Annotated in this window: 15 protein-coding genes; 9 read left to right on the plus strand and 6 right to left on the minus strand. The window is 60.1% G+C overall.

Features of this window, described 5'->3' with window-relative positions:
* From VGG64_20280 to VGG64_20295, 4 genes are all read left to right on the plus strand, one after another.
* Window positions 1–3211: hypothetical protein (locus tag VGG64_20280; protein ID HEY1601951.1), on the plus strand; the 3211-nt coding region annotated here is incomplete at its 5' end.
* A gap of 207 nt (window positions 3212–3418) precedes the next feature.
* Entirely contained in the window at window positions 3419–8566 is a 5148-nt protein-coding gene (locus tag VGG64_20285; GenBank protein HEY1601952.1) for a protein kinase, read from the plus strand.
* A 224-nt stretch (window positions 8567–8790) separates the two neighbouring features.
* On the plus strand, window positions 8791–9768 hold the full coding sequence (locus tag VGG64_20290) for an SgcJ/EcaC family oxidoreductase (protein HEY1601953.1): 978 nt from the start codon (window positions 8791–8793) through the stop codon (window positions 9766–9768).
* A 58-nt stretch (window positions 9769–9826) separates the two neighbouring features.
* A complete protein-coding gene (locus VGG64_20295) occupies window positions 9827–10669 on the plus strand; it encodes a hypothetical protein (protein HEY1601954.1) in 843 nt (280 codons plus the stop codon).
* Window positions 10670–10711: 42 nt separating this feature from the next.
* On the opposite strand, the gene VGG64_20300 is transcribed toward VGG64_20295, so the two are convergent.
* Entirely contained in the window at window positions 10712–11302 is a 591-nt protein-coding gene (locus VGG64_20300) for a hypothetical protein (GenBank protein HEY1601955.1), read from the minus strand.
* A 311-nt stretch (window positions 11303–11613) separates the two neighbouring features.
* On the opposite strand from VGG64_20300, the gene VGG64_20305 reads away from it, so the two are divergent.
* The 3 genes from VGG64_20305 (at window position 11614) to VGG64_20315 (ending at window position 14858) form a co-directional block, all read left to right on the plus strand.
* Window positions 11614–12306, plus strand: coding sequence for an HAD family hydrolase (locus tag VGG64_20305; protein ID HEY1601956.1), 693 nt, complete (start codon window positions 11614–11616; stop codon window positions 12304–12306).
* A 275-nt stretch (window positions 12307–12581) separates the two neighbouring features.
* On the plus strand, window positions 12582–13724 hold the full coding sequence (locus VGG64_20310; GenBank protein HEY1601957.1) for a tetratricopeptide repeat protein: 1143 nt from the start codon (window positions 12582–12584) through the stop codon (window positions 13722–13724).
* A 27-nt stretch (window positions 13725–13751) separates the two neighbouring features.
* A complete protein-coding gene (locus tag VGG64_20315; GenBank protein ID HEY1601958.1) occupies window positions 13752–14858 on the plus strand; it encodes a tetratricopeptide repeat protein in 1107 nt (368 codons plus the stop codon).
* Window positions 14859–14958: 100 nt separating this feature from the next.
* Here VGG64_20315 and VGG64_20320 read toward each other — a convergent pair whose 3' ends face one another.
* Window positions 14959–15735, minus strand: a complete 777-nt coding sequence (locus tag VGG64_20320; GenBank protein HEY1601959.1) for a glucose 1-dehydrogenase — start codon at window positions 15733–15735, stop codon at window positions 14959–14961.
* Window positions 15736–15995: 260 nt separating this feature from the next.
* Here VGG64_20320 and VGG64_20325 point away from each other — a divergent pair, with 260 nt between their 5' ends.
* The gene (locus VGG64_20325) at window positions 15996–16832 is read left to right on the plus strand and encodes an amidohydrolase family protein (protein HEY1601960.1); all 837 of its coding nucleotides are present in this window, start codon (window positions 15996–15998) and stop codon (window positions 16830–16832) included.
* Between the two features lie 168 nt (window positions 16833–17000).
* Complete coding sequence (locus VGG64_20330; protein ID HEY1601961.1) at window positions 17001–18335, plus strand: DUF1501 domain-containing protein; 1335 nt, start codon at window positions 17001–17003, stop codon at window positions 18333–18335.
* 113 nt (window positions 18336–18448) lie between these two features.
* On the opposite strand, the gene VGG64_20335 is transcribed toward VGG64_20330, so the two are convergent.
* The 4 genes from VGG64_20335 to VGG64_20350 all read right to left on the minus strand — a co-directional run bounded on the left by VGG64_20335 (window position 18449) and on the right by VGG64_20350 (window position 24385).
* Window positions 18449–19117, minus strand: coding sequence for a nitroreductase (locus VGG64_20335; protein ID HEY1601962.1), 669 nt, complete (start codon window positions 19115–19117; stop codon window positions 18449–18451).
* A gap of 71 nt (window positions 19118–19188) precedes the next feature.
* Window positions 19189–21111 (minus strand): asparagine synthase (glutamine-hydrolyzing), encoded by a 1923-nt coding sequence (gene asnB, locus VGG64_20340; GenBank protein ID HEY1601963.1) that lies wholly within the window; start codon window positions 21109–21111, stop codon window positions 19189–19191.
* Window positions 21112–21266: 155 nt separating this feature from the next.
* On the minus strand, window positions 21267–22568 hold the full coding sequence (locus VGG64_20345; protein HEY1601964.1) for an MFS transporter: 1302 nt from the start codon (window positions 22566–22568) through the stop codon (window positions 21267–21269).
* A 167-nt stretch (window positions 22569–22735) separates the two neighbouring features.
* Window positions 22736–24385 carry a hypothetical protein gene (locus tag VGG64_20350; GenBank protein HEY1601965.1) on the minus strand — a complete coding sequence of 550 codons (1650 nt, stop codon included), beginning with the start codon at window positions 24383–24385 and terminating at the stop codon, window positions 22736–22738.
* Window positions 24386–24888 lie beyond the last annotated feature (503 nt).

A 24888-nucleotide genomic window follows, 5' to 3' on the forward strand; every position in this document is an offset into this window, starting at 1 on the left:
CGGCACGATTGTCTTGCCGGGTGGCACCGTCCAACTGGGCAACGGCGCCGTGGTCGTCGGCAACGGCACCAACGCCTTGCAAGTCGTCGGCACCACGGCGCAGATCAACGCTGCGTTGGCGCCAGGACTGACCTACACGCCGAGCTTGAACTATAACGGCGCCGATACTCTCACGATGGTCACCAACGACCTGGGCGCCACGGGCGCAGGCGGCCCCATGAAAGATACGGACACGGTGGCCATCGCCGTCGCGGCGGTCAACGATGCCCCCATTAACACGGTGCCAGGACCACAGAAAACGAACGAAGATACGCCGCTCGTGATCACAGGGCTATCTGTCTCAGACGTGGATTCCGGCACGTCGCCGATCAACACGCTGTTCCAAGTCAACCAAGGGGTACTGAATATCGATACCTCGATGCCCGGCACGGTTGTCTTGCCGGGTGGCACAGTCCAACTAGGCAACGGCGCCGTTGTCGTCGGCAATGGCACTAACGCCTTGCAAGTCGTCGGCACCACGGCGCAGATCAACGCTGCGTTGGCGCCAGGACTGACCTACACGCCCAGCCTGAACTATAACGGCGCCGATACTCTCACGATGGTCACCAACGACCTGGGTGCCACCGGCACAGGCGGACCACTGAAAGATACCGACACCGTCGGTATCACGGTCGTGGCGGTCAACGATGCCCCCGTGAACACCGTGCCAGGGCCACAGAAAACGAATGAAGACATACCGCTGGTCATTACGGGCTTGGCCATTTCGGACGTAGATTCGGGTCCCTCGCCGCTCACCACCCTGTTCCAGGTGACTCAGGGTGTACTAACGATTGACACCACGATGCCCGGCACGATCGTCTTGCCGGGTGGCACCGTTCAACTGGGCAATGGCGCGGTCGTGTTGGGCAATGGCACCAGCGCGTTGCAGATACTTGGTACAGTCGCGCAAACCAACGCCGTACTGGCACCAGGGCTGACATACACGCCCACGTTCGCGTATTACGGGCCCGACACGCTGACGATGACCACAAATGACCTGGGTGCAACCGGATTGGGCGGCCCGATGAAGGACACGGACACGGTGGCCATCACTGTGGCGCCAGTAGTGCACCCGCCCACATTGACCGTCAACACGCCCAACGTCTCTGGTTTCAACGGTCTCCCGATTCCGATCAGCATCACTGGCGCACTGACCGATAGCAACAAGCCCGAAGTTCTCACGTTCGACCTTTCCAACGTCCCCACCAACGCGGTGCTTCAGGATGGCTTGGGCGTCGACCATACAGGCCAGTCCAGTTACACGTTCACGCTCGATCAGATCACCGGCTTGTCGATCACAATGCCGGACAGCCGGGTCGATACGCCCCCCTTCACTTTTAGCGTGATCGCCGTCGCCACCGACGCAGCGCTTGGTCAAAGTGCATCCTCTCTGCCCGGCACAGTGACGGTTTCGGTGTCGAGCGTGAATCCTTACCCGGTTTTATCGAATTTGTCGGCCACGAATGTCGACCAAGGCTCCGCGACCACGCTGACGGGCACGATTACCAGCAACCGCACCAACTCATTCGAAGTCACTGTCGATTGGGGAGACGGCAGCGCACCACAAACATTCGCGGTCAACCAACAGGGCCAGTTCACCTTTACGCACGTCTATCTCTACGAAGATGCGAATCCCAGCCCAAGTGAGCTGACGCCCATTCACGTCACTGTCGTGGACAACTTTGGGCTCTCGACGACAGGCGACACCTCGCTGCTTGTAAGCAATGTGGCGCCGACGGTCAGTGGCCTCTCGATCACGCCAGGCAGCTTGCAAATAGCCAATACCGCCACGCTGACAGGCACCATCTTCGACCCGGGCCCTGCCGACAATTTTACGCTGACCGTCAATTGGGGTGACGGCACGGCGCAAGAAGTGATCGCGCTAGCGGCCGGTTCGACTAGCTTCACATTATCGCACGCTTTTACCGACAATACGCGCGGCCAGCCCGACCAGGTCAACCCTGTCTTGGTGTCGGTCGTCGACGATCATAACGGTCTGGGCACCGCGCTTACGTCGATCACGGTTCACGATATCGCTCCCACGCTCATCGACTACAAAAACACGAACGTCGGCTCCGACGGTATCGTAACGATCGTCGGCAATGCAACTCATCCCGGCACCAGCCCCCTGACATTGACGATCAACTGGGGCGACACGGTGCAAGTAATCCAGAATGTTCCCCAGGGGAACTTCACGCTGACGCACTTTTATATCGCCCCCCCCGATCCGGCCAATCCCTCGGCACCAATCGCAATTCATGTCAGTGTCAACGACGATACCCAACTGTCGGCGGCTGCTGCCGGAACCGCCGCGGTGCCTGGGCTCGGCCCTCTCGGTGGCGCGCTCGCCCTCTTCTATGTCCAGCAGCAGTCCACGATTCCCACGATCATTTCCGAGATTGCGCATGTCGATTACGGCGCGGCGCAACCGATTGTCCTCTCATTCACGACGGTGCAGTTTGATCCTCGTGCGCCACAGGGTGTGACAACAGCGGCCACCAAGGCCGTTGTTGCGCTCCGCACCGTCGACCTCGAGGCCGGCACTGAGCAGGGTGTAGTCCTGCTGCCGGTTGACATCTTGAATAACTTGTCGGACTTGTTCGGCAAGCTGCCTGACGATCATTACCGTTTGTACTACGTCGAGCAGGGGACCGAGCGATTGATCATGGACGCCGTCGTGCGGCAAGGAAAGCCTATCGACCCAACCGACCAGTCCGAAGGCACTTCAGACCGGCCCCCGACTTCACAGTTGAATCAGCATCCCGAAGTTCCTGCCGCAAATCGCGAACAAAACGCACACGTGCAAGACGCACCGGCCGCCGTCGAGGCGACGGCTGAGCCGGCCAAGCCGGGTGACGTTTCGCTCGTGTCGCCGCTTGAGCTGCCTACCGCTTCCGGTGCAGTCGACCCATCGCCGACCAGCCTGGCTCCGAGAGAAGACGCGATCTTCGCGCGAAATCAGGCATCACAGACAAAGTATCGCCACCTGCTCGGCCCTGCGCTCGCCGCGGTAGCGGCAACTTCGGTCTGGAGCGGCGACCGCTGGGCGCGCGAAGTCGACAGAGAGCTCGCTCAAGCGCCCACTGAAGCATTGACCAAAGCCGCACGGCTGCGTCGTCGTTTGCGTCGCGCAAAGCAGGATATTGCCGGAAATCCCTCGCGCCCTAAATAAGACACTAGGTTTCTTCGTCGATCGCGTTTTATGAGATTTTGTCCTGCTTGTAACGCCGAACTAACGAGTGTAGCCGCAGAGGCCACGCACTGCCCGCATTGCAGCGCCGCCTTGAAGCCTGGCACCGCGCCGACGCGTTCCGCCCCCACGGTCCAGGGGGCGCCTGGCGAGATAGATGCTCCAGCGAGCGTCCCAGGAATCGTCCGCGTGCGAGGAGTGCGGGCGCTACTTCGCAAAATCGTTGACCGTACGATCAGTTCCGACTCCTTCGGCGCCGGCGTGGCCGCCGAGTCGTCGCGCCCAGACTCACCCCCGGCCAGAATTGAGCCGCTACCTGGGTTTATCGACGATACGGCCCGTACGGCGGCGGACGAAACCAAGAGGCCACCGCAGCAAGCACCCTTCGACCCCGTCAAAGAAGATGGACCGCGCACGGTCAGTAGCAACGACTTCACGATGGCGTTCGAAGAGGGAGTCGTTGCCGATTTGTCGTTCGCGGAGGAACTCGCGCCGTCGGAGTTTCCGCCGGAAGAATCGACGTCGCCAGCGGCAATAGAGGGCGACGATCCAGAGGGTCCGCGTACTGTCACCAGCAGCGATTATACGATCGCCTTCGAAGAAGAAGCACCGAGCGATCCGCCGCCTGTGGACCTCTCGGCAACGATGGCAATCCAGCCGGACCAAACCGTATCGGGTGATCCGGCGGCGCCACGCGCCGTAACCGATAGCGACCTGACCTTCGCCTTCGTCGAAGATGCGTCTCCGACGAACGACGATCCGCGTGCCACGCATGGTCATGGAGCAACGGTCGACCTGGCCGAGATGCCGTCGGAGCAGATGGAAATGCTGACCGGTATGTGGCAAGGCACTATCGCCCCCGATACGAAACCGGGGATGACGATCAAGGCGGCCACTCCAGGCGGAGCATCGCAAACGCATCTGGTCGTGCGACCACGCACGGTGCGTGCTCCCCAGGAACCGTCACCCCACGGCGCCGATTACGAGCTGCTCGATACGATCGGCAAGGGGGGCATGGGCGTGGTCTACTCGGCCCGCCAGGCATCGATCGACCGCACAGTGGCCATCAAGATGATCCGCCGAGAGATGGCGGCTGACGACGATCAGCGTCAGAAGTTCCTCTCCGAGGCGGTGGTCACCGGCGATTTGGACCATCCCAATATCGTGCCGATCTATGACTTGGGCTCGAACGAAGCCGGGGCGCTGTTTTATTCCATGAAGCGTGTGGAAGGCACGCCCTGGATGAAGGTCGTACGGCAGAAAAGCCGCAGCGAGAATCTCGAAATCCTCATGAAAGTGGCCGATGCCGTGGCCTTTGCCCATTCGCGCGGCGTCGTGCATCGCGATCTCAAGCCCGAGAACGTCATGCTTGGCGACTACGGCGAAGTGCTGGTGATGGACTGGGGCTTGGCTTTACTGGCGCCTCGGTTTCGGCATCTTGGCTCGGTCATGCAATCCGGTGGCATGGGAGGCACGCCCGCCTACATGGCCCCCGAGATGGCGAGCGGGCCTTTGGACCGCATCGGCACGGCCAGCGACGTCTACTTGCTCGGCGCCATACTCTACGAGGTGCTCACCGGCAAACCGCCGCACGCCGGCAAAGACGTGATGAGCTGCCTGTATGCCGTGGCCCGCAACGAAATTCAGGCCACCGACGAATCGGGCGAACTGATGGACATCGCCCGCAAGGCAATGGCCACCGAAATCCAGAATCGCTACGACAGCGTTCTGGAATTCCAAGCCGCGATTCGGCTGTACCACTCCCATTCGGAAAGCATTTTGCTGTCCGATCGTGCCGACGAAGACCTCGCCCAGGCGACTACGACCCGCGACTATCAGGACTTCGCCCGCGCGGTTTTCGGGTTTCAAGAGGCCTTGTCGCTGTGGGACGGCAACGAACGTGCCAGCCGTGCGTTGTTGGTCGCCAAATCGGCCTATGCCGAATGCGCGATGGCCAAGGGAGACTTGGACCTGGCAGCTTCGCTCTTGGATGCCGAAGAGCCTTCGTTCGCCAACCTACGACGCAAGGTCACGGCCGCCCAACGAGAGCGCAGCGTCCGCCAGCGACGCTTAAAGCTGATGGTGCGCACAGCCCAAGGGCTGGTTGCTACGGTCGTCGTAGTGGTCACCGCGGCGTTCTTCCTAATTCGCGCCCAGCGTGACCGGGCCGTCGTCGCCGAGTCCGAGGCCACGGCGCAGGCCACTCGCGCCGATTTCGAAGCCACGAACGCCCGCGCCGCCGAAGCAGATGCCGAAACCAAGCGTGACCAAGCCGTAACAGCAGAACAAGTCGCCAAGCAGCAGCGCGATCGGGCCGAAGCAGCCGAAAAAGAGGCGCAAGCCGATCGTGACAAGGCCGTAACAGCCGAGCAGGCCGCCGTGGCAGCCGAAAAGGCCGAGGCCGCGCTGCGCGAACAGGAACAGATCCTGAAACAGCAAAAGGAATACGAAGCATACATTGCGCAAGTCGGTCTGGTGGCGGCCAAGATCGACGAGAACGCGTTCGGCTACGCCACGCGGCTACTCGACGACTGTCCGCCCCACTTGCGGAATTGGGAATGGGGGCGGCTGATGCACCTCTGTCGGCAGAGCGCACAGACGTTCCGCGAGGACGGGCCCATTGATGCCGCCTGCTACTCGCCTGACGGTCGCCGCGTCCTGACCGGAAGCTGGGAGGGGCACGCGCGCGAGTGGGACGTGGCAACGGGCCAGCCGGTGGGTGTGATCGAGCACGGCATGTATGTACACGCCGTGGCTTACTCGCCCGACGGCCAACTCATTGCCACCGGCAGCAACGATGAAACCGGCGAGCTACGCCTTTGGAATGCCGAGACCCGCGCGCTCGTCAAAACATTCAATGGTCACACCGATGCGGTCTTGAGCGTCGCCTTTAGCCGCGACGGCAAACGCCTGTTGAGCGGTTCTTACGACAACACCGCCCGCCTCTGGGATGTCGACTCCGGCGAACAATTGCGCGTTTTCAAGGGTCATACCTTCTGGGTCTGGTCGGCGGCCTTTTCGCCTGACGAATCGCACATCGTGACTGCCAGCCAGGATGGGACGGCCATCATCTGGTCGGTCGCCTCTGAAGAAAAGGGGGCACCTTTCACAGGTCACGAGGGGCCGGTCTACTCGGCCGCTTTCTCCTCCGACGGACAGCACGTGGCGACGGCCGGCTACGACAAGCGCATTTTAATCTGGCGACCTGACCAGGTGAAACCTTTCGACTTCGCGTCGCTCAGCACCAACAGCCGGCCGGCCAAGCCGAACTATCTGGCCCTTGTCGGTCATGGTGCGCCGGTACGCTGCGTGCGATTTTCCGCCGACGGCCACACGCTTATGAGCGCCAGCCACGACAACACGATCAAGCTCTGGGAGCTGTCGCAAGCCACTTGCCGACAAACATTGCGTGGGCATGCCGGTTGGGTCCGGACGTGTTCGTTTTCTCCGGACGGACAGTCAGTGCTCTCGGCCGGTTACGACCATCAGGCCAAAATCTGGAATACCACGCAGTACGAAGAGGTGCGCACTTTTGGCGGACACGACGATGGCCTGCTGGGGGCGAGCTTTTCGCCCGATGGCCAGCGGATTGTGACCGCCAGCCGCGATCGCACGGCCAAGATCCAGGAGATTGCCCCCGGGCGACAGCCGACCTCGCTAAGTGAAGGACATGCGTTCCTCGTCTCCTCCGTGGCCTTTTCACCAGACGGCCGCCAGGTTTTCACAGGTGCGGGGGACGATACGATCAGATCGTGGGATGTGGCCAAAGGTGGCGAAATCCGCACCTTCGATCACACGGGCCGCGAAGGCATTTTCGCCCTTTCGAGCGATGGCCAACGCTTGCTCACCGGCAGCGACGCAGGCACGTGTCGACTGCTAGATGTCGACACGGGCAATGTGCTAAGCGAGCTTACGGGGCATCGCTCGGAGGTCACGGCCGTGGCGATCTCACCTGATGGACAAATCCTTTACACCGGTGATGCCGCCGGGCGCGGCAGGCTGTGGAGCGCCGCTGACGGTCAGCGATTACATCTACTCGAAGGGCATAGCCGCAAAATAACGGCCGCGCTGTTTCTGGCCGGCGGCAAACGCTTGCTGACCTCGAGCACAGATAATTCCGTCGGCCAATGGGACGTGGCAACGGGCAAGGAATTGATCGCCCAGGTGCTGAAGCACCCCCAAGGCGTTACGGCGATGGCCGCCTCGCATAATGGGCAATATGTCGTCACGGCTTGCGAGGACCATCGCATTCGTCTTTGGAAGCTCGATAGTGGACCGCGAATCCTGCGCGAAATCGATGCGGCCGGATGCGCAGTCTCGTCGGTAGCGATTTCCGCTGACGGCCGACGTGCCCTGACGGCGTGCGCAGACAACAAAGTAAGGCTATGGGACTTGACCTCGGGCGCAGAGATCCATGGAGCCCGAGCCGGCGGAGCCGGAGACGCGCTTATCGATACCGGCCGCAACGCTGTTTGGTCGGCGGTTTTCTCTCCGGACGGCGCGCACGTGGCCACCGCAGGGGGCAACGACGCCAAGCTGTGGCAGATCGACAACGGGCGCGAGGTGATGGCCTTCAGCCCTCACGGCGCGGTTGCCGGGGCCGCATTTTCGCCCGACGGCCAACGCGTGGCGACGTGCAGTTGGGACGGCACAATCAAGGTTTGGAACCCGACGACCGGCGCAGTGGAGTTGAAGTTCGTGGCCTCTCCTGACAAATATGTGAATTCCATTATGTTCTCTCCCGATGGCACTAAGCTGCTATCGGCCAGCGACGACAAGACCGCCAAAGTTTGGGACGCCTCCACCGGCAAGCTTCTCGTTACGCTGCCGGGCGATGGCGCGGATGATGGCCACAGCGACTCGGTACGCTCGGCGCGATTCTCGCAGGACGGTAAACGCGTCGTAACAGGTTCGAGTGACAAGACCGCCCGTGTTTGGGATCTGGAAACCGGTCGATCGATCGCCGTGCTCAAAGGGCATGATTGGGACGTACTGGCGGCTGTTATCTCCGACGATGGGACCAAGGTCATGACCGGCAGCGAGGATAAGACCGTGCGCATTTGGGATGTGGCAACCGGCGCCGTGCTGAACGTGCTACAAGGACATACCGCCGCCGTTACCTCGGTGGCCTTCACGCCCGACGGCAGCCGCGCCGCCACGGGGGGGCAAGACAATGCCGTGAAATTGTGGGATGCCACGACGGGCAAAGAGATTTTGCACCTCAAGCAGCATTCGCAGGAGATTTCCTCGGTCACCTTCTCGCCCAATGGCAAGCTGCTCCTCACCGGCAGCCGCGACGGCACGGCCGTCCTTTGGCCCGCCGCCGATTGGCACTAACCACGAGCGATGACGCTGCAACTTACAGCGGGTCGCCGGTTGCCAGGCCCGGCGGTAGAATTACTGGGAACGACCGATTGCGACGGATGGCCCCGCCGCCGGTTGGCCGGTACGTGCGGAATGTGCCGACCGCCCCGTTTTTACTGTTGCTTTGGCGAATTTGAGGCGTAGATATCAGAAGATGTCGTCCCTACGGGCGGCGTCACCTCCCATGGTCCCGACTTATGCATTGTGCCGACCTTGAGGACTTGCAGGAACACGTGATGCACTTTTGTCATTCCCGCGCGTGGCTGCTCATGGTTGCCACGGCGTTTGTCGCTCAGCCACTGCTCGCGGTCGCGGCACCGCCGAATAAACCAGCCGCGACCACTGCCGCATCCAGTGACGAAGCGTCGCTGCGCAAGGCCGTCGATGCTTATCGAGAAGCCGTCGAACACGGAGATGTCGACGCGATCGCAGCATTTTGGGCGCCCGATGCGGACTATGTCGACCACTTGGGGCATGCCTACAAGATTCAAGCTGCGATCGCTCAATCGAAGCGCCGGGCAGGCGACGACGACCACATTCCACAGCCTTCTCAAAAGACTGAAACTCTCGCCATTCGCTTTCTCACTGCCGACGTGGCGTTCGAGGACGGCATCATACAGCGGACAATCTCGCCGGGAGATAGTCAATCGCCAGGCCGCTACTGTGCCGTGTGGGTAAAACGGGACGGCCAGTGGCTGATCGATGGCGTGCGCGAGTCCCTATATCGCGCCCCGCCCACGGCCGATCATTTCCAGGATCTGGCTTGGATGATTGGCGATTGGACTGCCGAAGGTCCACACGCCACGGCCGAAGCCACCTGCAGTTGGGGACCTGATAAGGCGTATATCCTAAGGCAGGTCAAGGTCGCACCCAAAGACGACAAACCTATCTCCGCAACACAATGGATCGGTTGGGATCCAGTTCACCAGCGCATTCGTTCCTTCGTGTTTGACTCGCACGGCGGGTTCGGCGAAGGCATTTGGGCCAAAGACGGCGATGCCTGGATAGTAACCACCAGCGGGGTTCTGCCTGATGGCAAGCACACCTCGGCCACGAATCTCTACAGTCGTGTCGATGATAATACGGCCGTTTGGGAATCCGTCGACGAAATTGTGGACGGAAAGCCAGGTCTAGACTTCAGGCTGCGTGCGACCCGCAAACAAGCAAAAAAGTAACTCCCCTTGGCTGAGCCTGGCGGCGCAATGCCGTCCGGTCCACGACAGGAGCAAAAGTATGATCCGGCCGTCGAGCTCGCGCGCTAAATGGTTCGTGTCGTTGGTTGCCGGCGCGATGTGCGTCGCCGGGGCATTGCTGGCCTCACCCGCGAATGTTGCGGCGCAAGCGGGCTCAGCCAAGTCACGTGCGACCCGTGTACCGGCCGCCGCCAAACCCAAGCCTGGCAAGCCAGTCCAGACCGCCCCCGCCGGCAAGGTAGATCCATCCCAGGCGGCTGAGTTCTCGGCGGCCCGCGAAGAAATACTTCACAGCGAAGACTGGCAGCAGATGATAGCGCAATTCCACAAATGGCTGGATACTCAGAAGATGTACGATGCCAGCCAGGTCAAGCAAATCAAGGCGCGGCTCGAGGTCGGGATCAAACGCATGACAGCTATCCAGCTGCAGCGTTTCCTGGCGGGTATGCACGAAAAGCTCGACACGCTGTCTGGTCAACGGGCCATCGACGCAGAGGCGTACTTGACGGAGACGCTCTCCGTCGCTTCGCCCGTTTATGCCCGCAAGATCCGTCAGCAATTGCCAGACGTGCTGTCGATGACCGCCGCCCAAGTCGACCAAAAGCTGGCCTCATTCGCGGTCAAACAGCAGAGCAGCGCCCAATTGCAAAAGAGCTTCAATGCGGCCCGTCAGCAGCAAATTGCCATCACCGAGGCGAAACGTGCCAGTCAGCAGGAGCAACTGCGGGCCTCGCAGCGAGTTGAATCCAATGCTTCAACTCCGCAACCCAACAATTTCACCCCGGCGATCGATTACTATCCGATTATTCCCGGCGGAAATTTCGACACGGGGTCCGGCGGCTACGCAGGGATGACTTGGACTCTCAGTGGCAGTCGCTTTTAGGGTCTGCTTTCGGCCGAACGAGACGTGACGCACGCGCAGTTGCTAGTCAGTCAGCACCCAATTCGCGCGCAACATGTGCCGCGAGCGTTCCAGTTCGACGGGCGTCATCGGGGTTTGGTGTTGCAATTTCTCTTGCACTGCCTTGGCCTGCTCGACATTCGCTTCCTGCACCATGCGCGTGATGCCATTGGCGTCTTTGACGGCAAACCACATGGGCTGCACCTGTTGCGTTGCGGGATTTTGGGCTGGCAATCTCAATGTCATGTAGCCATTTAGTATCGGCTCGCGGTGCCGAATGATAACGTAGCCACGGCCGTTGCCGGTGATGCCTTGCACTTCGGACCGGTCTCCAGGTCGGACGGCCTTAATCGCGAAATACTTTCCCGGCGGAACGACGTATCCATCGGTCCAGGCAACGCCATCCGCGCGGTGCAGTTGAAAGACAAAAGGGTCTGCCGTCAGGTTATACAAGCGACCTTCCGCGACCGTCTGCGACTCCTGCTTAGGCCGAGTGGCTTGGCCGTGTGCCGATTGGCTGGCGACTGCGCCCGCGCCGAGGATCAAACACGTGATTAGAAACAGTTGACCCTGCGATCGCCGTGCGCGCCGTGCGGCGCTCAAACGTCGTGGCATCGTTATCCTCCTGACATGAAAGCTGTAAGAGTCGCCTGCTTGTTCTTCCTGCTTGAGGTTTCCGCCTCCTTGCAGAAAAAATTGCCTCACTGAAGTTCAAAACGGCGCTGCCGCATTACTATTACCTGGCCCGCTACTGGTCAAGGAACTTATCTTAACGTACTGACCCGTTTCGTCCAATGTCGCCGCACGATCAAGCGCTGCGCCCGGTATCGGCCATTGGCAAACTGTATATCAAAAACCCTCGAATCAGAGACGCTCGCGCGGTACAACGTACCGCTGTTGAACAACCACATAACGTCCGAGGCGCCATGAGTAACGAACAAGATCTCGTCCTGCTGTTCGACGTCGACAACACACTGCTCGATAACGATCGCGTCCAGGAAGATCTACTCGATCACTTGGAAAGCGAATTCGGCAAGGCCAGCCGGCAATTGTATTGGGATATTTTCGAGCAGCTGCGCAGCGAGTTGGGATATGCAGATTATCTCGGCGCCTTGCAGCGTTACCGACTCCAGGACATGTACAACCCGCAACTCTTGCGGATGTCGTCTTTTTTGGTCGATTATCCATTTGCCGAACGACTCTACCCTCGGGCGCTCGACGTGCTGACGCACTGCCGCCACTGGGGTCGGGTTGCCATCTTGTCCGACGGCGACGTCGTATTTCAGCCGCGCAAGATCGAGCGATCGGGTTTATGGGACGCAGTCGACGGTAACGTGCTGATATACATCCACAAGGAGCAGGAACTGGCCAGCGTGGCCGAGCAGTTTCCGGCGCGACACTATGTCATGGTCGACGACAAGCTGCGAATTCTCACCGCCATGAAGCAGGCTTGGGGTGACCGTGTCACGACTGTCTTCCCTCGCCAAGGGCATTACGCCGTCGATCCCAAGGCACTGGCGCAGTATCCGGCGGCGGACGTTTCGATCGACGCGATCGGAGATTTGCTGAACCTCGGTCTCGACACGCTGCAGGCAGCGGGCCGCCGTGGTATGAAGTGATCGAATTCAGCGACAGTTATGTGCGGCCCGATCGACCGCAGACCGCGATTGTCGATTTTTGCCGTGCCATCTATACATTGAAGCGGTACATGCCACGAACACGTCGCGGCAAAGTCGGGAAACGTCGAGCGGTGCGCCATAAGCTAAACTTGCAGGGATTCGCATTCAGTCCTGGGGCCGCTCGCCCGTAGCAGCACCGACGCCCCACCGCCGGCTTTACAGTTGCCCTGGCCGTGCAAAGTGAATGTGCTTTCGTTTGCCAAGGATCCTCAGACATGCCGCCGTTACGCCCTTTGCTGCCCCTCTTCCTTCTTCTGCACGGCGTCTTAGTCATCGCCAGCTCGAGCGCGGTTGCCGAGGATGTATGGTTGAACCAGCGCGTCTACCTGAAAGTTGATGCTCGGCCCAAGGTGGGCAGTCGCACGCTCGATTGGAACGACGTCACGATGCCCGCCAAGATCACCAAGGTCGATGGCGACTGGCTGTGGGTCGGCAGCGCCTGGGTCCGCCGCGGCGAGGTCGTCAAGCAGACCGACGGCACCACGTACTACACACGCGTGATCCGCGAGAATCCACGCCATGCTGGCGCGCTTCTGCTCCGCGGTGTGACGTTTCACCTTAAGCGCGACTATGCCAATGCCATCAAAGACTTCACCGAGGTGATTCGCATCGAGCCCACCGCGCATTCGGCCTATTGCGCGCGGGCGTCGTCGCATTACGCCCTGCAAAACTTCGAAAAATCATTGGCCGATCTGACCGAAGCCATTCGGCTGGCGCCGGAGGTGGCCGTGTACTACAACGACCGCGGCTGCAGCTACCGAGGACGCGACAATTATCAAAAGTCGACCGAAGAGTTCGACGAAGCCATCCGGCTCGATCCTAACCTGTCGATCGCCTATTCCAACCGCGGGGTGAATTGGCTATTCCTGAAGGACTACGACCGTGCCATGGTCGATTTCGATAAAGCCATCAAGATCGACGCGCGAAACTCCTTTGCCTACGACGGACGGGGATACGTATGGAGTAAGCGCGGACATTACAATCAGGCGCTCAAGGATTGGGACGATTCCATTCGCGCGGCGCCGGAAGAGCCGGGCGGGTACTATAACAAGGCCAGGCTCTACGCCACCTGCATGTCGGTCGGCCACCGCGACGGCCAGATGGCCGTCGAAAGTGCCAGAAACGCCTGCGAACTGAATCATTGGGAGGAATGGCGTTACGTGTCCGTGCTGGCGGCAGCTTATGCGGAATTGGGTAAATTCGACGAAGCCGTGCAATGGCAGAAGAAGGCGATCGCAATGAATAAAGATCCCGAACCGGCGGATGTCGCCGATCTCAACGCGCGGCTGGCGCTCTATGAGTCGGATATGCCATTCCGCGATCCAGAAGTGTCAGAGCAGGCGAACGGTACTGAATAAATTTCCATTCCCACGACCGAGGCTTCGATGCGAAAATGCGGGTTCGCACTCTGTGCATGTTGGGCGCTGGTTACTTCCGCCGCGCTGGCCGACGACGCTTGGATTGGCCAGCAAATCTTCTTGAAGGAAACGGCCAAGCCTAAGCTGGGTGACCGCACGTTCGGCTGGAACGACGTGGCGTTTCCGGCAAAGGTCACCAAGGTCAACGGCGACTGGCTGTGGATCGGCAAGGCCTGGGTCCGAACCGGCGAAGTCGTGAAAGCCGACGACGCTCCGGCCTACTACGCCAATGTGCTGCGGCGGACTCCCAGTGCCGCGTACGCCTACCTGCTGCGCGGGCTCGCGTGGCGTCTGAAGCACGATTACGATAATGCCATCAAGGATTTTTCCGAGGCGATTCGCATCGAACCAACGGCGGCGATTGCCTATCAGGCGCGGGGATCTGTCTATCATCACATCCACGAATTCACGAAGGCGCTTGCCGACCTCAGCGAGGCTATCCGCCTGTCGCCCACCACGGGAATGTTCTACAACGATCGCGGCTGTATTTATAAAAGCCTCGACAACTACACCAAGGCGAATGAGCAATTCAACGAAGCCATCCGCATCGATCCCAAGCTGGCGCTGGCCTATTCCAATCGCGGCATCAATTGGCACGTGCAAAAGCAATACGACAAGGCAATGGCCGACTTCGACAAGGCCATCAAAATCGACCCTAAGCTAACGCACGCCTACGACAGTCGTGGGTACGTGTGGAGCAAGGAAGGACATTACAACCAGGCGCTCAAGGATTGGGACGACTCGATTCGCATCGCCCCCGACGAGCCCGGCGCCTATCGCAACAAGGCGCGACTTTACGCCTCGTGTGAATCGGTCGGCCATCGCGACGGTCAATTGGCGCTCGAAAACGCCACCAAGGCCTGCGAGTTGGATCATTGGGAAGAATGGATCGACGTCGCCATATTGGCTGCCGCCTACGCCGAGCTCGGTCAGTTCGACGAGGCCATCCGATGGCAAAAAAAGGCCATCGCCATGAACAAGAATCCCGAAGAGCGCGACACCATCCAACAAAAAGACCGCCTCAATCTGTACGAAACGGGACTACCGTTCCGCGATCCGGAAGTCTCGCAGTAGAGAACATCTCGGCGCGGAACTATGAGTGTTGAACGCTGAAAGGCAGCAACAAGGATTAACGCCGCGACGATCTGCTTGGTGCACGGCGTTCCGCGCTCTCTCAGGACGCTACGCCCAACGACTTGCCGCCGTCGATGGCAATCATCGTGCCAGTAACCATTACCGCGGCATCGCTAACCAGATACAGGATCGCCTGTGCAACTTCCTCGGGCGAGATCATGCGCCCAAAGGCCTTGGCCAATGGGCTGGCGCCGATGAATCGCTGCGCCTCGGCCACTGGATCGCTGGCCGCCGCCAAATCGGCGTTCATCATGCCAGTGTCCGCAACGGGACCGGGACAGACGGCGTTCACCCGGATCCGGTCGCGCGCATGACAGAGGGCCAGGCTCTTGGTCATGGCCACTAGCGCCATCTTGCTCGTGGAGTAGACCGGGTCATGAGCTCGGGGGAGTAGCCCTGCGTTGCTGGCCGTTACGACGATCGCGCCACCCCCCGCAGCCCGCAGATGCGGGATCGCGTGCCGCGCGAGCAGGAACGTAGCCTTGAAATTCGTGTCCAGCACCGCATCCCACTCGGCCTCGGTCACGTCGGGAATTTGCTTGACCAGTCCAATCCCGGCGTTACTCACGACGATGTCGATCTTGCCACCGCGGGCAAGCGCGTTGGCCACCAGGGCTTCAATGTCGGCTTCTCGCCGCACGTCGCACCGCTGCTGATGAATTCCTAGCTCGGCGAACGCAGAGTCATGCTCTTCGTGCAGCCTAACGTCACCCACAACGACATGGGCGCCCTGCCGCGCCAACAACAACGCCGTGGCGCGTCCGATGCCGCTGGCTCCCCCGGTAATGATTGCGACACGTCCTGCAAGCATAGTCATTGGTCTGTCTTTGAATCCTGATGCGGGTGTGGAACGAAAAGCAAGACACGCATTTTCGCCTTGACGATGATCTCCATCGTTCACAACACGCCAGAATAAGCCTGTCAGCGCTTCTTGTCAGTATAACGACGCGAGGAAGTTCCCAGTTCGGAGCGACGACCTATCGCGCTAGCAGCGATCGGGTTGCTTGCCGCACTCCCTAAGGTGGCCGTAGGATGTGCCTCGACCGAGGCAGCACGATTCTCATAGGAGTCGCAAATATGTCCGACGAGCAAATACAAATCATCGACGCTTGGGCCAATCCGGCCATTAAAGAATTATTTCAGTCCGTGCCCGAGATCGAAAGGCTGTTTCGCCAGTCGGGAGCCTCACACGTTCTTGAGACCGGTGTCAGCGCTGCCGAGATGGTCGGCATGATGGACACCGCTGGCATCGAACGCTTGTGCATGACGACTTGGGCTCGTCCCGGCGTGGCGATCATGAGCAACGAGCGGATACATGAATTCGTTCGCGAGTTTCCCACGCGGTTTGTGGGCGTGGCTACGGTGAATCTGGAAAAACCGGTCGAGGCGGTGCGCGAATTGGATCGCGCCGTCCGCGAGTTGGGTTTCAAGGCGCTGCGCGTCATCCCCTGGCTGTGGAATCGCCCACCGAACGACAAGCTCTATTACCCGCTGTATGTAAAATGCGTCGAGCTCGATATTCCGTTCTGCACTCAAGTCGGGCACACAGGGCCTCTCATGCCGTCGGAGCCGGGCCGGCCCATTCCGTACCTTGACGAGGTCGCGCTGACGTTCCCCGAGTTAAAGATCCTTGGCGGCCATATCGGCTACCCCTGGACCGATGAGATGATCGCACTGGCCTGGAAGCACGAGCACGTCTACATCGACACCAGCGCCTATCTGCCGCGATACTATCCGCCGCAGCTCTTGCACTTCATGAACACCTACGGTTCGGACAAGGTCTTATTTGGCACGAACTTTCCGATGCTCGCCTTAGAGAAATGCGCAGCACAAGCGCGGGCCCTGCCACTGAAATCCGAGGTGAAAATAAAATTCCTGCGGGAAAATGCTCGGCGACTCTACAAGCTCAACTAAGACATACGCCATCTCATTCGTGCAATTCGTGGTTTAAACTCCTGGCCTCTTTAAACTGTCGGCTAATCAAGACGGCCCCGCAATCCGTTTGGCGGCCCAGGTCACGGGTGGGTACACTGTTGGGAACGCCGCATATGCGTCGTACCTGCCTAAATTTCGAGCCTGCCGATGCATTCTGCCTTGCCTAACAATTGGAACCGTCGCGAGCTGTTGCGAATTGGCGGGTTATCGGTTTTCGGCAGCCTGGCGACGAAAGCACAGGCGCGTGCCGCGGCATCGGCTACCGTGAACGATTCGCAACGAAGTTGCATCTTTCTATTGCTCCAGGGTGGCCTGAGCCACATCGATCTCTACGATCCAAAGCCACTGGCTAGCGAGCAAATTCGTGGTCCTTTCGGCAGCATCGATAGCACCGTCCCGGGACTGCGGCTGGGCGAGATGCTGCTTCAAACGGCCAAGATCGCACACCACGTCGCGCTCATCCGTTCGATGGAGCACGATTTCAACAACCATATCGCCGGCACCTATATCACGCTGACTGGTTCGACCGATCAGCGGAATGAAGATCGCGAGGCGCGGGGCGAGGACTTTCCCGGTCCCGGTGCGGTGCTGAATTACTTGCAGCAAGCGCCCCGTGCCATGCCCGTGAGCGTCTCGCTTCCCAATTGGCTTAGCATCCCCGGTCCGTCGAACCGGATGCCCGGTCAGTACGGCGGGTTCTTGGGCAGCCTTACCGACCCGTTTCTTATCTCCGGCGACCCCAGCAAGCCGGAGTTCAAACCGCTCGACCTTACGCTGCCCGAGCATGTGTCGTCCGAGCGAATGCAGGCACGGCGATCGTTGCGCGCCCAGGTCGACGCCGCCACGCGGTATCTTGAGAACCAGCTGACGCAATCGCACGACCGGTTGCGCGAAAGCGCCTACGAGCTGTTGATCGATCCGAAGTTGCGCGATGCTCTGGATCTTTCGCGCGAGCCCGACGCCGTGCGCGACCGTTATGGCCGAACGCAACTCGGGCAGTCGCTGTTGCTGTCCCGCCGGCTCATCGAAGCCGGCGTGCGACTGGTGTCATACAACGCATTCAATCAATCGTGGGACACGCACGGCCACATCCAGAACACCTACAAGCACCGCATGCCGGGCTTGGATCAAGCCTATTCCGCTCTCATTGAAGATCTGGCTTCGCGCGGTTTGCTGTCACAGACTTTGGTAATCAAGACCGGCGAGTTCGGCCGTACTCCGGTCATCAACAAGGAAGGCGGCCGCGATCACTGGCCCAGCGCCTATTCGTGCCTGCTGGCGGGCGGTGGTATTCGCGGCGGCACAGTTCACGGCGCCAGCGATGCCAAGGGAGCCTATGTGGCCAGCCAACCCGTCGCGCCCGCCGATGTGCTGGCCACGATGTGGACGCAACTAGGGATCGACCCGGCGACCGAGCTACACGATCGCTTCGGGCGGCCGATGGCACTTTCCAAGGGACGCCTGCTCAGCGAACTGCTGTAGCGCATCGTTTGGTCCCATACGACCTAGTGGGAGCCGAAAACGCCACGGACCAGGTTGCAAATAACCCGCAGCGTTTTTAGGTGCGCGACATCGTGCAGGTAGCCCGGCAACATTCAGGCGTCGAGAAACGTGGCGTTCGTCTCGATCGGCTCGCGCGATTGGCGAGTACGATTCGCCGGTACAGCGGGATCTTCATAGCCGAAGGAGATGCCGCACAGAATCCGCAGATCGTCGGCGATTGCAAGCTCGCGACGGATGATCGTCGGGTACATGCTCAAGCTGGCCTGGGCGCACGACCCAATGCCGCGCGACCAAAGCGCCAACAACAGCGTTTGCACGTAGGCCCCCACGTCGACAGCCACACGAGGGCCAAATCGATCGTCCATGCACACGAGCGCTACGTGCGGTGCGTCGAAGAACTCGAAATTGCGCAGCGTGGCGCGCATCCGCCCTTCGTAGTCGTCCCGAGCGATTCCCATTTCGCGATACATTGTCACTGCGCATGCGACCTGCAACCGTCGATACTCCGCGTGGAACGCGTCAATGGCATTCTCCACGCCCGGCACTTCGCCCCCCATGATGGCGTCGCACAACGCGGTCCGTAACCGTTCGAGCGCCGCACCGCTGGCGATGAACACCCGCCACGGCTGTACATTGCAATTCGAGGGCGCATGCTGGGCCAGCTCCAACACCTCGCGTAGCACCTCACGCGGCACCGGTCGGTCACGATAATACCCGCGCACACTGCGGCGCTGGCGAATGGCGGCATCTAGATCGAGCATGGGTAAAACGATGGAGAAGTGACGAAGCGCTTTCCTCAGGCATCCAGCATTCTGCCTTCGTCGTTCATCATTTACAACTTGTACCGTTCGTGCAGCACGCACGCACTCAGCACATGGGTCAAGATAAAGCTCGCCCCGCTGCGTTTTTGATCGTCCATCTCCGGCATACGGTCCAACAGGACCAAAACCGACTTCGGATCGTAAAATGGCTGCGATTCCAGGATTGGGCTGCGTAGCGTGTCCTGCATCAATTGGCTCAGCCGTCCGGATTGCTCGAGGCCCGACGGCGGCGCGAGGAACGGATGCTTCTGGCGGCGGTAGACCGTATCGGTAATGAACGGCTTGGCCGCTTCGCGCAGCACGTATTTTTCCGTCATACCACGGATTTTCATCGACACAGGCAAGTCGCGCACCAGTTCGACGACTTTGTGATCCAAGAACGGCACCCGCCCCTCAATGGAATGCGCCATCTCCATGCGATCGCCCAACATGTTCAACAGGTAGTTGGCGAGCATCGTCTTGGTCCACAGGTACAGCGACTGATTCACAGGCTCGCGGCCGGCCAATTGTCCCTGCACGTCAAACCGATTCAAAAACACGCGGAACGCGTCGCGATCGGCAAACTCCGACATGAACTCGGGCCGCATCAGGCGCCGATAGCGAAAGGCATTGGCCGAACGAACCTCGAGCCATGAGGGAACGAATCCCAGCGTGCGGCGCACCGCGTCCATCGGCAATGGCTCACCGCTGGGAAGCAGAACGCCACGAGAAACCTCGTTGGTTTGCGTCAGTTCAGCCAAGAGGCGTTCGACCTCTTGCGGATCCTGACCAGCCGCGTTGTGCAACAGCATATCGCGGCGAAAATGGGCATAACCTCCAAGAATTTCATCAGACCCCTCGCCAGTCAGCACGACCTTAAATCCGTGGTCGCGGACCATCTGGCTCAACAAATACTTGGCCACGCCATGAGGATTGGCCGTCAAGGTCTCGCTGTGCCAGATAGCGTCCGAAAAGTTATCGGCCAGTTGCGCTTGCTTGATCGGCAGTGGGTGAAAATTGGCGTGCGCATGCTCGGCCATTTCCTGGGCCACGAACTCTTCGTTGTACGAATCCACGTCGAAGCACAGGGTAAATGCCTCGATCGGATCCGAACGGTGCCTGGCCGCGATGCCCAGCAGCGCACAACTATCAAGTCCGCCGCTGAGGTAACAGCCCACTGGCACGTCGGCCCGTAGTCGAATGCGCACGGCTTCGTCGAGCGTGCTGCGCATTTGCTCGATATGCTCCTCGTCGCTCCGCTGGGGCTGCGGCTGGTCGATGCGGGGATAATCGAAATCCCAGTAGCGCACGATTTGCGTGTGTTGCTGCGTTGCCAGCAAATAGCAGCCGGGTGGCACCTGCCGCACGCCTGCGAACAACGACCGATCCTGGTCGAAATAGACGTGGGAAAGCTGAAAGAACGACTCATGATCCCAGCGGGCCGGCACGCCAGCGGCAAACAGGGCCTTGGCCTCGGAAGCCAGGAACAAAGTATCGCCGACCTGCGCGTAATACAGCGGCTTGACGCCGAATCGGTCGCGGACGGCCATCAACGTGCCGTTTGCTTCGTCCCACAGCACGACGGCAAACTCGCCGCGCAACTGCTGAAGAGCCTGTGAGCCGTAATCCTCGTACAAGTGCAGAACGATTTCGCTATCCGAATGCGTGCGCAGATTGTGGCCGCGAGCTACCAATTCTCGCTGAATCCGCTCGTAATCGTAGAACTCGCCATTGACGATCACGTGCAGCCGTTCGTCTTCGCTGGCAATCGGCTGATCTCCGCCGACCAGGTCGATGATGCTCAGCCGCGTATGCCCGAGCGCGACGCGACCGTGCGGCGCAACCCAATGACGTTGGCCGTCGGGCCCGCGATGGACAAGCGTTTGCATGCCGCGACGCAGGGCCTCGACCGAGACCGGATCGCGCCGCGAGAACATGGCCACGATACCGCACATATCCGCCTGACCTTTCCGCTGGCTGTGGGAACTTTAAGTACGGTCGCCGCGACCCTTTGGATGTCCCTTTTCGAGTTGATCGCAGGGCGGCAGGAACGTCAAGCGTGTCTGTCTGCCGCACCGTCGACACGATCCGTTACCGTCGAGGCCATTCGTTATTGCTCTATGGCGGCCTTGCGGATGTCGCGGGGCGCCAGCAGGAGCGCGACCAGCACCAGTACACAACCAACGATCAAATAGATGAGTGCTGTCGATGCGATGACGGCCCCCATTGTCATACCGCGCTCGGTCACGGCCCATCCCAGGCTGTAAGAACCGAGACCGCCACCAAACCACCCAACCATATTCATGACACCCACGGCTGAACCTCGCCGCGCCGGCGGTATCACGTCGTAGAGCGACGCCCAAATATTGGCGTCGTACAATCCCTTAAAGAATCCGAAGAAGCTCATGCCGACCATGAGAATGGAAAGCTCGCTTGTCGATCCGCACAGGTAAATGAACGGCGTGCCCAGCAGCAACCCCAGCGACTGCACGCCGATTCTGGCACCCGGACGTCCGTGGCTCCAGCGATCGGCAAGCGTCCCCCCGACAATAGAGCCCAGCATACTACCCACCTGGATAAAGACCGTGGCTCCAACTCCAGCAGCCGCCAGGCTCTGCTTGAAATCCTTCGCCAAGAACGTAGGCATCCAGGTCAAGAACACCAGGCCCACAAAATTGGCGCCAAAGAAGGCCACCATCAGCATGATCGCCGTGGGATTCCGCAGCAGGCCCGCCAAAAATGTCGACCACGGCATGGTGGCCGGCGGATGTAGGGCGTCGGCACCACCGCTTTCAGCGCGCTCGGCCTCATTGCGCTGCGGTTCGCGGATAAAAACCGTCAGCACCAGACCGAGCACAACCCCCGCCACGGCCAACACTACAAATGACGACCACCAGCCGTAGGTCTGCCCCATCCAACCGGCCAGGGCGCCACCGCCGATCGTGCCGGCGTAGACACTAGTTTGATGAATACTCATCGCGCGCGAGCGCGTGCGTTTGCTGTGATAGTCGCTTACCAGCGACATTGATGCCGGAAAGTAAAACGTCTCACCTAAACCTTCCGAGGCTCTCACGAGGACGAAATGCCAAACCTTGGTGCAAAGTGACGTAAAGCCGGTGACGATGCTCCAGACGTACAAGCCGCCGAGTATCACGAGCTTGCGCGGAAAGCGATCTCCGACCTGTCCGGCAAATGGCGCAGTGATCGCATAGACCAATGTAAAGGCCGATCCGATTCTCCCAAGTTGCTCCTCGGTAAAGCCGTATTCCGCCTCGAGCAGCGGAAAAATCGAAAAGATCGCCTGCCTGTCTGCGTAGTTAAAGAAGCAGATAAACCACAGCATGGCCACGACCGCCCACTTGTATCTGCCCGAGGGCGCTGCGGCGCGGGCGTCGTTTGCGGACTGCTTCACAGTTTTGATCTTTCTGGGGCGGGGCTGGCTGGGTTGCGACTACTGGCAAAGAGCCCCAATAGTAGAGCAACGGTCAAGCGAATGCCACCGGCGCAGCTCACCTGCTGATGTCGCCAGGACAATCGCCCGATATTCGGACCCACCGCCTCGCCAACGTACCCGGCGGCTCAATCCAAGAATCGGTGGTAGCGGCCCATCCAATAAGGCAGCAGGATGAATGTCCCGTCGTCGCGCCCCCGGCCGCCATTGCCGCCATCGAGGGTATACGGGTCGCCATTCCATTTCATTACGCGTCGCTCCGCAATTGGCAATACCGTATCGCCGGCCGGATGGCCGGCACGGTTTACCAGGGAAATGACGATGTCGCGCCGATCGCTATTTTTTACGACCCATTCGGTCGTATCCTGCGGCACGTCACGAAACCATTCTATGCACGCGGCCAGATCATATTCCTGCGGATCGACCAGGGCGGCGTCAGGACGCTTCGCTGGATCGGTCCATTTGTTCGCCTGTAAGCCGGCCGCGTAGATGAAGTTGAAAAACGGGCTATGTTCCGGACGTTCGATGTGCCATGTGCGCCGGATACTAGCCATATAATATTTGCGCAACAGCGGGTCGCGCTCAGCGATCACCAGCGGGTAATAGGCCACGAATGCCAATTCGTCGTCACTGTGGTTGACGCGGTCAGGCGGCCAGACGTTTTTCTGCAGCACGGTATTGGTCGCGTAGCTGTGCTTGTCGATCAATTCCTTGGCGACCTGCGCGTAACGAGGGTTGCCCGTCAGCCGTTCTGCTACTTTCAGGTGCGAAAGCAACTCGAGCGAGTTGAGCCCGCGGTCGCCCAATCGCCGCAGATCGTGGTTCAAGCTTTCCGGCGCCCAAACGCCCCATGTCGTGGGCTGGCCCGGGGGGCCGACGTAATAAAAGCCATGATCGATAATGTGGTCGGTAATGCGCGTGACGTACTCGGCGATCTCTTTCTTTTCCGCGTCGTCAGCGGCAGTATCGTAGTAAATTGAGTAGGCAAAAAAGTGGCCGTCAACCTCGTCGCTCGACGTGTCCCCCTTCCACCACCACTTGCCATCGGCCGAGCGGTGCCATTCGCCTCCATATTTTCGCGCGTCGTCGTCGATCGGCACGACGCTGCGCGCGACGAAACCGGGAATTCCAGTGATGCGCTCCAGAAACATCAGCGCTTCGAGAGAGCGGCGGGCATTTTTCTTTGCTTCCGGATCGCCCGTAGTTCCATAGCGAAAAGACTCAGCGGCCACGTAGAGGCTGGTCCACAGACCATCGTTGTCGTTTGTGTACTGCCTGTGACCGGCGTCGAGCCGGCCCGGCTCTTGGAGATGGATTTCACCGACCATTCCCCCGCGCAGATGATACTTTTGCAGAGTCTGATTTATCTCGGCCATCTTTTGTTCTAGCGTCGTCTCCTGCCGGCGCAACGTGCCCAGGCCGGCCGGTGTCTTGACGATGATTTCTCCCGAGGCAGAGACAGACAGATCTTGTACGTCGTCGTCGGGCAGCCATCGGCGGGAATGAATAACCCGCCACCGCGTTGCGCCAGCCGTCAGGTACATCAGGCCCTGTTTCGATCCGACCCACAACGTGCCGTCTGGAGCGCGAACACCGGCCGTAGGCTTGGCAAAGGGCAATGTTGGCGGCACGGTTTCCAAGTCAGATAACTCGGCAACTGTAAGGCGCTGGCCGGCCGAGGCCGGCAGGGCAGACACGGTAGGCGGCTCGGTAACCCAGGATAGGTATTTCTCGTCGTAGACGCCGCTCAGTGCCAGGCAACACAACAAGGCGTTCATCAATTCGATCTCCTTTGTGGCGAGCGCGGGCGAGGGTGGGTGGGCGGAGCGTCTGAGCGGGTAGGACGCCTCATAAGTAGCCCACGCCACTCACGGCCGCAAGAGCGGCGACCGACGGCCGCAACCCGGGTTATGAGATTTCGGACCAGGTTCTAACGGAAAGGACCGTGTCCGCGTGGCCGCAGAGGGTAAACCGTAGCCACCAAAAAAGTGGCAATTGCGTGGCTAAAGACTTATGATCGACGGCGTTGCTGGTGCGCCACCGGCGTTTGCCCGAGCGAGCGGATTGGCAACGCATTTCCCCAATCAAGTCGTGATGTCCGTGGAGGCCCGAGCCATGCGCGATCCTGCCAGCGGTTCCCAGCGGCGCGATTTTCTCAAGACGGGCTTGATGGCGGCTGCCGGCACGACGTTGCTGAACCAACGCATAGCGACGGCCGCCGCGCCGGTCGCAAAATCCATCGCATCGAGTTCCGATACGATTCCCACCCGCAAATTTGGAC

Source organism: Pirellulales bacterium, assembly GCA_036490175.1.
GTDB lineage: Bacteria > Planctomycetota > Planctomycetia > Pirellulales > JACPPG01 > JACPPG01.